Source organism: Neisseria sp. HMSC061H08 (assembly GCF_001836795.1).
Classification (GTDB): domain Bacteria; phylum Pseudomonadota; class Gammaproteobacteria; order Burkholderiales; family Neisseriaceae; genus Neisseria; species Neisseria subflava_A.
On the sequence record NZ_KV830590.1, the window covers coordinates 1 to 11,213 of the forward strand.

Genomic DNA, 11,213 nt, shown 5'->3' on the forward strand with positions numbered 1-11,213 from the left:
GATTTTGGGGAATTTTGCAAAGGTCTCGGCCTATAATCTATCTGCCACACTCAAATATTCATTTTAAAAGCAAATTTATATCAAATAAGTACTTTTGCTTTATAATAACAACAAATACCCAACAAACAGGGAACGAACATGAAAAAAACTCTAATGACACTGATCCTTTGCGCATTGACTCCTGCCGCCCTGGCTGCCGATACTTACGGCTACCTGGCCATGTGGCAAAACCCTACCGACAGCAATGAAGCGCTGCAAATCAAAACCACCAAAGAAAATGCCACCCAACTGGATGCGACAGCCGAACTCGAAACATTCTGTAAAGGCCAAGATGCCTTAGCCGGTATCAGCGCAGGCCAAGCAACAGGCTGTAAAACAGTTGTCCCTCTGCACAACACCTGTATCGCTGTTGCCTACCCTAAAGCCATGGGCAAATTGACTGCTCAAAACGTAGTAGCCATTACCTCCCCACGTTTCAAAACCGTGCATCAAATTGCCTTGAACCAGTGCATCAAAAAATACGGCTCACAAGGACAATGCGCTTTAGAAACAGTCTATTGCACTTCCGAAACCTACTATCAAGGTACAGTCAAAACCCTTTGGGAAAAAATCAAATCCATTTAAGGCCGTCTGAAAATAAAACCGGCTTGCCCGATATGCTCCATATCGCGGCAAGCCGGTTTTTTATTCTGGCTTTTATTTGCTGTTTTTTTCCAACAATTTGGCCACAACACCTTCAGCCTGTTTCACCAAATCAGGATTGGTTCGGAAGTGGTTTTCATCATTTAAAGAGTAGCTGACAGTAGAAACCGCATACTTCGTGCTTCGCAACACAAATACGCCTTTACGCAAGATTTCGTCATTGCCTTTGGTTTTGTAACGCAGGTTATACGGGCAAGAAGAATCATACAGTTTGCTGCGGTTGTCCGCTGTCACAATAGTGCTACCAATGCCGCGTTTTGCCAAAGCTTTAGACAAAGCACGATCCAAATCATGCGGTCTTACTTTTGCATTTTGAATGATGCAGACATGTTTGATGCTGGTCAGCTCTTCAGGTTTCAATACTCTTTGTTCCGTAGTGGAACACGCGCCCAGCAACAATACGGCTGAAGCCGCTGCTAAAATCATGGTTTTCATCTGTTTTCCTTTTTAAAATTTTCAAACAATAAATATTCAGACGGCCTTTACAAAAAGGCCGTCTGAAAAAATCAACGTACGTTTTTCATCAAACGCTGTTTCTCACGCTTCCAATCCGCTTCTTTCAGGCTTTGGCGTTTGTCATGCTGTTTCTTACCCTTGGCCAAACCGATTTCCACTTTGATTCTACCACGTGTGTAATGCAGGTTTAAGGGCACAATCGTATAACCGGCACGTTCGGTTTTACCGATTAACTTGTTGATTTCCGATTGTTTCAACAACAACTTACGCGGACGGACAGGGTCGGGTTTGACGTGTGTCGAGGCAGTGGGCAATGCGGTAATGTGGCAGCCCACTAAATAGAATGCGTCTTTTTTCCAGTAGATATAGCTTTCTTTTAATTGAACGCGTGCAGCGCGGATGGCTTTGACTTCCCATCCTTCCAATACTATACCGGCTTCGATTTGGTCTTCGATAAAGAAATCGTGAAAGGCTTTTTTATTATTGGCAATACTCATTGTGCTGATTCTTTACAAACTTTTCAGACGGCCTATTTTATCAGGCATGCTTAAAAAATAAAACGGCAAACGGTTTTGAAACGTTTATTCGCTTAAAACATGGCGGCGGTAAAAGCGGTCTATATCGGCAATGGCTTTTTCATCTTCAGGGCGCAAATCCAGTTTCAAATCGGCAAGGCGGATCAAGATTTGATCTTCACGCTCAGCAACGGCGCAGCTGACTTCGCCTTCGCTGCGAAAATGACGGATAAGCTCGTCTAGCTGGTTTAAAGCATTTTGATAAGATGAATTTTGATTCATAATTTTTAACCCGAACGCCCATAAAAAATGGCGGGAAACCCCGCCATGATTTTACGGCTTATGCCGCGCATTTGATTAAGCAGCTTGAATGTTAGCAGCTTGTTTGCCTTTAGGGCCGGTGGTTACGTCGAAAGATACGCGTTGACCTTCTTTCAGGGTTTTGAAACCATCCATGTTGATCGCTGAGAAGTGAGCGAACAAATCTTCGCCACCTTGATCAGGAGTGATAAAACCAAAACCTTTAGCGTCGTTAAACCATTTTACGATACCGGTTGCCATTAGAAACTTCCTATACTTAAAAATTAACAAAATCAGCAAAACAAGGCATACAGCAAACTAAAACGTTCAGCGTTTCTCCCACGTATTGCATACGCAGTCGAGTGCCAACTTCTGCTTAACCGTCTTTTTACATTTGTTAAGACAAAACGTCAAGCTATGTTTTCAAAAAAGTGGGAAAATAGAAAAAAATTGCCGAAATACAACAGAAAACGGTTTACACTCTAAAACAGGCCGTCTGAAAACTGAAACCTAAGATTATGAACCATCCGAATACCGACCACCAATCCGATACCCTGCTCAGCGATATCAACACACAGCCGCCGAAACGTTACGGCGTATTTTTATTGAACGACGATTACACCACCATGGAATTTGTCGTCGAAATCCTGACCGAAGTCTTTATGCTTACACAGGAACAGGCAGTGGCCGTCATGTTGTTGGTGCACCACGAAGGCAAAGGCCTGTGCGGCACCTACACACGCGATATTGCGCAGACCAAGCAACATCAGGTCATGGAACGTGCCAAAGCTGAAGGGCATCCGCTCAAATGTATAGTCGAAGAGGTTTAAATCATGCTTTCACCCGAATTAGAACACATCCTGCAACTGCTATATCGTGAAGCACGCAACGCTCGTTATGAGTTTATCAGCTTGGAACACCTGCTTTTGGTGCTGATAGAAGAAGATGCAGCTGTGCCGAACGTCTTGAAACTATGTGGTGCGGATTTGAAAGTCCTCTCCGAGCAGCTTGCCGCCAGCGTTGCTGAAAACACGCCGCAAATTCCCGACCATCTTCTGGATACGGTCGAAACCCAGCCGACATTGGGCTTCCAACGCGTCATCCAACGGGCGATGGTGCATACCCAGTCTGCCGGCAAAGCCGCAGTAGAGCCTTTGGATATTTTGGTTGCCATGATGAGCGAATCCGAAAGTCATGCCGTTTATTTCCTCAAATTGCAATCCATTACACGCTTCGAAGTCTTGCGTTGCATTGCCCATGGCTCGCCCGATGACGAGGATGGCAATGATTCAGACGGCCTGGGACGCGAGGGCGAAGAAGCGGAACAAAAAACCGGCTCCCTTTCCGACTACACCGTCAACCTCAACGCCGAAGTCAAAGCTGGCCGCATCGACCCTTTGATTGGTCGCAAACACGAAATGGAACGGCTGGTGCAAATCCTGTGTCGCCGCCGCAAAAACAATCCGCTTTTGGTCGGCGAAGCCGGCGTGGGTAAAACTGCACTGGCGGAAGGGCTGGCGCATCAAATCGTCAACGGCGACATTCCCGACGCGCTCAAAGATGCCGAAGTGTACGCGCTGGATATGGGTTCGCTTTTGGCGGGCACGAAATACCGCGGCGACTTTGAAGCGCGGGTCAAATCCGTCTTGAAACAGCTCGAAAAAATCCCGCACGCCATTTTGTTTATCGACGAAATCCACACCATCATCGGCGCGGGCAGCACCAGCGGCGGTACGATGGACGCGTCCAATCTGCTCAAACCCGCGCTGGCGAAAGGCTCACTGCGCTGTATCGGCGCGACCACTTACGACGAATACCGCACCATTTTCGACAAAGACCACGCCTTAAGCCGCCGCTTCCAAAAAATCGACGTGGTCGAACCTACCGTTTCCGAGACCGTGCAAATCCTGCGCGGCTTGAAACCGATGTTTGAAGATTTCCACCAAGTCCGCTATACGCAAGGCGCACTTGAAGCTGCCGCCGAACTCTCCGTCCGCTACATCAACGAACGTTTCCTGCCCGACAAAGCCATCGACGTGATGGACGAAGCAGGCGCGGCGCAACGGATTTTGCCCAAATCCAAACAGAAAAAAGTCATCAGCAAAGCACAAATCGAAACCGTCATCGCCAAAGTCGCGCGGATTCCTGAAAAAACCGTGTCGCACGACGACAAACAAGTATTGCAATTCCTCGGCCGCGATTTGAAAAACATGGTTTACGGTCAAGAAAACGCCATTGACGCTCTAGTTGCCGCCGTCAAAATGTCGCGTTCCGGCCTCGCCCTGCCCGACAAACCGATAGGCAGCTTCCTCTTCTCCGGTCCTACCGGCGTCGGCAAAACAGAAGTCGCCAAACAACTTGCCTACTCGATGGGCGTACCGCTGCAACGCTTCGATATGTCCGAATACATGGAACGCCATGCTGTATCGCGCCTTATCGGTGCGCCGCCGGGCTACGTCGGCTTTGAACAAGGCGGCCTTTTAACCGAAGCCGTCAACAAGCAGCCGCATTGCGTATTACTCTTAGACGAAATCGAAAAAGCCCATCCCGACATTTTCAACGTCCTCCTGCAAGTCATGGACGCAGGCAAACTGACCGACAACAACGGCAAGAGTGCCGATTTCCGCAACGTCATCCTGATTATGACTACCAACGCAGGCGCTGAAAGCCTCAGCCGACCCAGCCTCGGCTTCACCGCCAAACGCGAACGCGGCGACGAAATGCAGGCGATCAACAAACTCTTCACACCCGAGTTCCGCAACCGCTTGGACGCGATTATCCCGTTTGCACCCTTGTCCGAACCCATCATCGCCAAAATCGTGGACAAATTCCTGCTCCAGCTCGAACACCAGCTCCTCGACAAAAAAGTCGAAGCCGAATTCACTCAGGCATTGCGCAAATATCTGGCGGAAAAAGGTTTCGACCCGCAAATGGGCGCGCGCCCGATGCACCGCCTGATTCAGGAAAAAATCCGCAAACCGCTCGCCGACGAACTCCTGTTCGGCAAACTCACCGACGGCGGCTTCGTGCGGATAGACTGGGATGCAGCAAAAGAAGAAGCCGTGTTGAAGTTTAAGAAAAACAAGGTCAAACCTGAAGCAGAAACTGTTTAACCGACTGAAAAATAAAAGGCCGTCTGAAATTTCAGACGGCCTTTTTATCTCAATCAAAAATCTGATTTACAAGACGGATTTAACAGTGGCAATCACATTGTCTACGGTAAAGCCGAATTCTTTGAACAGCAAATCAGCAGGTGCAGACTCGCCGAAGCGGTTGATACCGACTACTGCGCCGTTCAGGCCGACGTATTTGTACCAGCCGTCGGCGTGTCCGGCTTCTACGGCTATGCGCGGCAAGCCTTCCGGCAGAACAGCAGCTTTATAGGCGGCGTCTTGGCGGTCGAATACATTGGTAGAAGGCATAGAAACAACGCGTACTGCGATACCTTGTTCTGCCAATATTTTTTGAGCTTCTAAAGCCAATTCAACTTCAGAACCGGTAGCAATTACAACAGCTTGCGCATTACCTTGAGCTTCACTGATGACGTAGCCACCGCGTTTGATGTCGTTCAGCTGTTGCTCATCACGCGCTTGGAATTTCAGGTTTTGACGGCTGAAAATCAAGCTGGACGGGTGGTCGGCCGCTTTAACAGCTTCAGACCATACCACTAAAGATTCAACGGTATCACATGGACGCCATACGTCCATATTTGGAATCAGGCGCAAAGTGGCAGTTTGCTCGATAGGTTGATGGGTTGGACCGTCTTCGCCCAAACCGATAGAATCGTGGGTGAACACAAATACAGGGTTGATTTTCATCAGCGAAGCCATGCGCAAGGCGTTACGCTCGTATTCACTGAACATCAGGAAAGTCGCGCCAAATGGTTTCACACCGCCATGCAGGGTAAGACCGTTCATGATTGCGCCCATGCCGAACTCGCGCACACCGTAGTGAATATAGTTGCCGCCGTGTTCGCGGGTAACGGAAACGCTGTTTGACCAGTCAGTCAGGTTGGACGGGGTCAAGTCGGCAGAACCGCCCACCAATTCAGGCAGCTCTTTTGCCAAGATTTCGATGCTGTTTTGGCTGGCTTTACGGGTGGCGATGGTTTCTGCTTTGGCGCACACTTCTTTCAATGCGGCTTGAACGTATGCATCAAAGTTGTCCGGCAGTTTTTTATCCATACGGCGCACGAATTCTGCGGCTTCGGCAGGATATTTGGCTTGATATTGAGCGAAGAGTTCGTTCCATTCGGCCTCAAGTTTCGCGCCTTTTTCTTTTGCATCCCATGCAGCATAGATTTCTTGAGGGATTTCAAACGCAGTATAAGCCCAACCCAAATGTTTGCGTGTGGCTTCGATCTCGTCCGCACCCAAAGGCGCGCCGTGGGTTTTGTGGCTGCCTTCTTTATTGGCACTGCCTTTGCCGATTAAGGTTTTGCAGCAAATCAGGGAAGGTTTGCCAGTTTCGGCTTTGGCTGCTTCAATAGCCGTCTGAATGGCAGCAGTGTCATGACCGTTTACATTTGGAATCACATGCCAGCCGTAGCTTTCAAAACGTTGCGGAATATTTTCGGTAAACCATCCGTCCACTTTACCGTCGATGGAAATATTGTTGTCATCATATAAAACAATCAGTTTGCCCAAGCCCAAAGTACCGGCAAGCGAACAGGCTTCATGCGATACGCCTTCCATCATACAACCGTCGCCCATGAAGACGTAAGTGTGGTGGTCAACGATGTTCAAGCCGTCTTTATTGAACTCGGCAGCCAAGATTTTTTCAGCCAAAGCCATGCCCACTGCGTTGGCAATACCTTGTCCCAATGGGCCGGTCGTGGTTTCCACGCCGTCGGTGTAGCCGTATTCCGGATGGCCGGGGGTTTTGCTGTGCAGTTGGCGGAAATTTTTCAGATCATCAATAGAAACGTTGTAGCCGGTCAGGTGCAACAGGCTGTAAAGAATCATGGAAGCATGACCATTGGAGAGGACAAAACGGTCGCGGTTGTAGAATTTTGGGTTGGCCGGATTATGATTGAGGAACTTCGTCCACAATACTTCCGCCATTTCCGCCATACCCATAGGCGCACCCGGGTGGCCAGAGTTGGCTTTTTGTACGGCATCGACTGAGAGGAAACGGATTGCGTTTGCCAGTTGAGACATGGTTTGACCTTCCTTGGACAAGATTGGAAATATGAAAAAAGTGTGCCGATTATCGCCTGAATCAGCCGTGCTTTCAAGAATAGCCTTTGATATTTGCATTGTCAGACGGCATGATTTCCAACAGGCCATCTGAAACGGACGGGATAGATGATATTAACTGTTATTTCGTTTTGAAACAGTATGTTGTAAATTTTTTATCGGATAAATAGGAAATCACTATAAGCATAAACCTACACTTATTCCGTAAGTCTTTGAATACTGCTCTTTTCAGACGGCCTTGTATGAGACAGGAGTACCGCAACTATTGTTAAGGCTAAACCCTGCTTTTGCTTTGCATAGAGTCAAATGTTATGATTTTATATGCACTCCAAAGGCCGTCTGAAAATATTCGCATCAAACTACTACCATGACAAAAGGCTTGTGTGCACTTCGATTAAGGAACACTGATTATGTCACCCGAAAACCAAGCTGAAAACGCCACACCCTCAACAGAAAAAACGGCAAAAGCCACTCCGCCCAAACCTTCCAAACCCAAATCCAGCGTAATTCAAATTCATCCCGAAGGCGAACGCATCCATCCGAAAAAAGCAGAAGGACGCTTTGCCAAACTACGTATCGCCGCCGTATTGGCGACCCAGTTTGTATTTTACGTAATTCCATGGTTTAACTGGAGTAACCGTCAGGCAGTTTTATTCAATATCCCTGACCGTCATTTTTTCATTTTCGGCCTGTCACTGGGCATGGGCGATTTGATTTACCTTGCCTTGCTGCTGATGATTTGTGCTTTCGGACTGTTTTGGTGGACAACCATTGCCGGTCGTTTGTGGTGCGGCTACTCTTGCCCGCAAACGGTTTACACCGAAATCATGCTTTGGATCGACAACTTGGTTGAAGGCGACCGCAACAAACGTTTAAAACTGGAAAAATCGCCTTGGAACTTTACTAAAATCCGTATTAAAGCCACCAAATACCTGCTGATTTTCCTTGTCTGTGCATGGACAGGTATCACTTTTGCAGGCTGGTTTGTCCCTATCCGCCAGTTTGTTCCCGATTTATTCACCGGAGCAGCAGGCGGTGGCGCAATGTTTGCCGCAGCGTTTTACGGATTCATGACCTTCTTTTTTGCCCACATCATGCGCGAAAAAGTGTGTCTGCATATGTGCCCGTATGCACGCTTCCAAAGTGCGATGTTTGACAAAGACACGCTGATTATTTCCTACGATACCGAACGCGGCGAACCTCGCGGTGCACGCAAAAAAACCGCCAACAAAGAAGACAGCGGCTTAGGCGACTGCATCAACTGCACCATGTGCGTACAAGTCTGCCCCGTTGGTATCGACATCCGCGACGGTCTGCAATACCAATGTATCGGTTGTGCAGCCTGTATCGATGCTTGTGACGAAATCATGGACAAAATGGGTTATCCGCGCGGCCTGATCCGTTATACCACCGAAGGTGCGATGGAGCATGAATACCCTGAAAGCGACATCAAAAAACGCCTGAAACGCCCTCGTGTTGCAGGTTATGGTGCAGTATTGTTTGTGGTTATTATTGCTTTCTTAACCGGTATTGCCACCCGCAAAATGGTCGAAGTGGATATTCTGAAAGACCGCGGCGTGATGGTGCGTGAAAACAGCCAAGGCTGGTTGGAAAATGCCTACAACCTGCGCATCATTAATAAGAGTGAACATGAACAGACTGTTACTGCAACAGTCAAAGGTTTTGATGATATCACCTTGACCGGCTTACCAGAAAACGGTATTAAAATTGCGCCACGCGAAACCGTGACTATTCCGGTTCAAGTGTCCACCCTCCCTGAGTACGCCGAAAAAGGCAGTCAGCCGATTGAATTTACCTTCACATATCGTGAAACCGATGCCGCTGATGCCGAACCGACTGTCCTGAATGAAAAAGCAACCTTTATTGGAGAATAACAACGGTGTCCCAACCCAATCCCACTAAGCCTTGGTATAAACACATTTGGCCTTGGGTGCTGATGGCAGGTCCCATCTTTGTCGTTATCGCCAGCGTGTCTATGTTCTTCGTCGCAAAAGAACATACGACAGACTTGGTTTCCGACGATTACTATAAAGACGGCAAACACATCGAAATCCAGCTTCACCGCGATGAAGAAGCCGTTAAACGGCAAATTCAGGTGCAAGTCTTAATCAGTCCGGATATGAATGCCGCCAAAGTATTCGTCAGCGGACAATTCGATACCAAACAACCATTAAACCTATTGTTGATGCACCCAACACGCAAAGCCGATGACCAAACCGTCAAGCTGCGCGCCGTAACAGCCGAGCCGCAAAACGGCCGCATGGAATACGAAGCCGTCTTTAAACCTTTACGCCCAACCAATCATTGGTACTTACGCGTTGAAGATGCTTCAGGCGTATGGCGTGTTGAAAACAAATGGATAGTCAGCCAAGGCAATGCAGTCAACCTGACACCCATGGACAAATTGTTCGACAACGGCATACAAGCCGCTTCAACAGAACAATAAATCCCGACCCAGGCCGTCTGAAACCTTTCAGACGGCCTGAAATCTTCATACCCTCTTATATTTATTCTCTTCCAAATATGATTTTTTCCGATTGGCGCAGACTGACCGAAAACGAAGTCCGTATGGCAAAACAGGTTTTTGCAGACGGTATAGACTTCAACCGCATTAAAATATATCGTGGCATCCCCCTCCTGCCCAACCCCAATACCGCCATTGCCCCCAATGGAAACATATACTTTCCGCGTAAACACTGCCCTGATGATTTCACTCAAGCCGGCATCGCCTACAAAATCTGGCTGATTCATGAACTGACGCATGTCTGGCAACACCAGCGCGGTCACAAAGTTTGGCTTTCCGGCCTATTCATCATGCTCAAAGGCGGATACAGAAAACGCAAAGCTTACGCCTACCCCATCCCCTTACCCCACATTAACCAATTAAATATCGAACAGCAGGCAGACCTTATTGCCCACTATTTCGCAGCCACTTTTCTACCCAAAAACATTTATACCCCTCAACAACCCATTTTTCAGACGGCCTTAACAGACTTTCTTCACAACCCGCATAACAAAGCCCTTTGCCCACGTTACTTGTCGGCAAAAAAACAACACTCAAAAAAGCCCAGTAAGCAAATAAGCTATAATGGACAATCCGACACATCGTCCAAAAGGTCACAAACCATGCCTTGGAACATACCTATTTTACTTACCTGGATGCGCGTCCTATTAATCCCCGTGTTTACCATCCTATTCTATTTACCGAACACATGGATTCAACCACAAACCGTCAACTGGACAGCCGCTATCATCTTTGCACTTGCAGCTATTACAGACTGGTTTGACGGCTTTTTAGCACGTCGCTGGAAACAAACCTCCGACTTTGGCGCATTCCTCGACCCCGTTGCCGACAAACTCATGGTTGCCGTTGCCCTACTCCTGCTCGTCAGCCTTGGCAGAACATACGCTATCTTCGCCATGATTATTATTGGCCGAGAAATTACCATTTCCGCCCTGCGCGAATGGATGGCACAAATGGGCAAACGCGGCAGCGTTGCAGTGGCCACTATCGGCAAATTCAAAACCACTGCCCAAATGATCGCCATCTTCCTTTTACTTATCGGCACAGACAAATATAACGACCCTTTCTATCTCATTGGTAACATATTGATGTTTATAGCATCTGTATTGACCATCTGGTCCATGTGCTATTACCTGAAAATGGCGTGGAAAGAATTCAAATAAAATTTTTAAAAAAATAAAAACAAAACACTTGACGCACACGATTAAATCCATAATAATTGCGTCTTCTTCGATATACGAAGCAACAAATATCAGAGCGGGAATAGCTCAGTTGGTAGAGCGCAACCTTGCCAAGGTTGAGGTCGCGAGTTCGAGACTCGTTTCCCGCTCCAGTTTAATTTCAGATGCACTTAAATGCGGGAATAGCTCAGTTGGTAGAGCGCAACCTTGCCAAGGTTGAGGTCGCGAGTTCGAGACTCGTTTCCCGCTCCATTCTGATTACTTGTTGATTGTTCTTTTTCAATATGCGGGAATAGCTCAGTTGGTAGAGCGCAAC

11 protein-coding genes and 2 tRNA genes are annotated in these 11,213 nt (G+C 47.7%); 8 read left to right on the forward strand and 5 right to left on the reverse strand.

Translation table 11 applies throughout. From position 1 onward, the window contains the following. The first annotated feature begins 138 nt into the window (after positions 1 to 138). Positions 139 to 624 (forward strand): DUF4189 domain-containing protein, encoded by a 486-nt coding sequence (locus HMPREF2675_RS10550; protein ID WP_070583967.1) that lies wholly within the window; start codon positions 139 to 141, stop codon positions 622 to 624. A gap of 72 nt (positions 625 to 696) precedes the next feature. Here HMPREF2675_RS10550 and HMPREF2675_RS10555 read toward each other — a convergent pair whose 3' ends face one another. The 4 genes from HMPREF2675_RS10555 to HMPREF2675_RS10570 all read right to left on the reverse strand — a co-directional run bounded on the left by HMPREF2675_RS10555 (position 697) and on the right by HMPREF2675_RS10570 (position 2,234). Beyond that, entirely contained in the window at positions 697 to 1,137 is a 441-nt protein-coding gene (locus HMPREF2675_RS10555) for a hypothetical protein (protein WP_070583965.1), read from the reverse strand. Positions 1,138 to 1,208: 71 nt separating this feature from the next. Continuing rightward, positions 1,209 to 1,655: an SsrA-binding protein SmpB gene (gene smpB / locus HMPREF2675_RS10560; protein WP_003679566.1), complete on the reverse strand. Its 447-nt coding sequence runs from the start codon at positions 1,653 to 1,655 to the stop codon at positions 1,209 to 1,211. 84 nt (positions 1,656 to 1,739) lie between these two features. Next, positions 1,740 to 1,955: a hypothetical protein gene (locus tag HMPREF2675_RS10565; RefSeq protein ID WP_003679564.1), complete on the reverse strand. Its 216-nt coding sequence runs from the start codon at positions 1,953 to 1,955 to the stop codon at positions 1,740 to 1,742. Between the two features lie 75 nt (positions 1,956 to 2,030). Continuing rightward, entirely contained in the window at positions 2,031 to 2,234 is a 204-nt protein-coding gene (locus tag HMPREF2675_RS10570; protein WP_070460950.1) for a cold-shock protein, read from the reverse strand. Between the two features lie 257 nt (positions 2,235 to 2,491). Between HMPREF2675_RS10570 and clpS the strand changes: the two genes are divergently transcribed. Beyond that, positions 2,492 to 2,803, forward strand: coding sequence for an ATP-dependent Clp protease adapter ClpS (gene clpS, locus HMPREF2675_RS10575; protein WP_004520799.1), 312 nt, complete (start codon positions 2,492 to 2,494; stop codon positions 2,801 to 2,803). 3 nt (positions 2,804 to 2,806) lie between these two features. Next, positions 2,807 to 5,086: an ATP-dependent Clp protease ATP-binding subunit ClpA gene (clpA, locus tag HMPREF2675_RS10580; protein WP_070815039.1), complete on the forward strand. Its 2,280-nt coding sequence runs from the start codon at positions 2,807 to 2,809 to the stop codon at positions 5,084 to 5,086. Between the two features lie 66 nt (positions 5,087 to 5,152). On the opposite strand, the gene tkt is transcribed toward clpA, so the two are convergent. Then, positions 5,153 to 7,132 carry a transketolase gene (gene tkt, locus HMPREF2675_RS10585; RefSeq protein ID WP_070815040.1) on the reverse strand — a complete coding sequence of 660 codons (1,980 nt, stop codon included), beginning with the start codon at positions 7,130 to 7,132 and terminating at the stop codon, positions 5,153 to 5,155. Between the two features lie 449 nt (positions 7,133 to 7,581). Between tkt and ccoG the strand changes: the two genes are divergently transcribed. The 5 genes from ccoG (at position 7,582) to HMPREF2675_RS10610 (ending at position 11,149) form a co-directional block, all read left to right on the forward strand. After that, a complete protein-coding gene (ccoG, locus tag HMPREF2675_RS10590) occupies positions 7,582 to 9,066 on the forward strand; it encodes a cytochrome c oxidase accessory protein CcoG (protein ID WP_070583960.1) in 1,485 nt (494 codons plus the stop codon). A gap of 5 nt (positions 9,067 to 9,071) precedes the next feature. Next, positions 9,072 to 9,638 carry a FixH family protein gene (locus tag HMPREF2675_RS10595; protein ID WP_083297184.1) on the forward strand — a complete coding sequence of 189 codons (567 nt, stop codon included), beginning with the start codon at positions 9,072 to 9,074 and terminating at the stop codon, positions 9,636 to 9,638. Positions 9,639 to 10,318: 680 nt separating this feature from the next. Next, positions 10,319 to 10,879: a CDP-diacylglycerol--glycerol-3-phosphate 3-phosphatidyltransferase gene (gene pgsA / locus HMPREF2675_RS10600; protein WP_003679552.1), complete on the forward strand. Its 561-nt coding sequence runs from the start codon at positions 10,319 to 10,321 to the stop codon at positions 10,877 to 10,879. A gap of 94 nt (positions 10,880 to 10,973) precedes the next feature. Further along, positions 10,974 to 11,049: transfer RNA gene (locus HMPREF2675_RS10605), tRNA-Gly, on the forward strand. A 24-nt stretch (positions 11,050 to 11,073) separates the two neighbouring features. After that, positions 11,074 to 11,149: transfer RNA gene (locus HMPREF2675_RS10610), tRNA-Gly, on the forward strand. Positions 11,150 to 11,213 lie beyond the last annotated feature (64 nt).

What these genes read in the sequence shown, in the direction of transcription:
- smpB (WP_003679566.1), bottom strand. Translation starts at nt 1,655, where the DNA reads ATGAGTATTGCCAATAATAAAAAAGCCTTTCACGATTTCTTTATCGAA.
- HMPREF2675_RS10565 (WP_003679564.1), bottom strand. Translation starts at nt 1,955, where the DNA reads ATGAATCAAAATTCATCTTATCAAAATGCTTTAAACCAGCTAGACGAG.
- clpA (WP_070815039.1), top strand. Translation starts at nt 2,807, where the DNA reads ATGCTTTCACCCGAATTAGAACACATCCTGCAACTGCTATATCGTGAA.
- HMPREF2675_RS10555 (WP_070583965.1), bottom strand. Translation starts at nt 1,137, where the DNA reads ATGAAAACCATGATTTTAGCAGCGGCTTCAGCCGTATTGTTGCTGGGC.
- HMPREF2675_RS10550 (WP_070583967.1), top strand. Translation starts at nt 139, where the DNA reads ATGAAAAAAACTCTAATGACACTGATCCTTTGCGCATTGACTCCTGCC.
- ccoG (WP_070583960.1), top strand. Translation starts at nt 7,582, where the DNA reads ATGTCACCCGAAAACCAAGCTGAAAACGCCACACCCTCAACAGAAAAA.
- HMPREF2675_RS10570 (WP_070460950.1), bottom strand. Translation starts at nt 2,234, where the DNA reads ATGGCAACCGGTATCGTAAAATGGTTTAACGACGCTAAAGGTTTTGGT.
- tkt (WP_070815040.1), bottom strand. Translation starts at nt 7,132, where the DNA reads ATGTCTCAACTGGCAAACGCAATCCGTTTCCTCTCAGTCGATGCCGTA.
- pgsA (WP_003679552.1), top strand. Translation starts at nt 10,319, where the DNA reads ATGCCTTGGAACATACCTATTTTACTTACCTGGATGCGCGTCCTATTA.
- clpS (WP_004520799.1), top strand. Translation starts at nt 2,492, where the DNA reads ATGAACCATCCGAATACCGACCACCAATCCGATACCCTGCTCAGCGAT.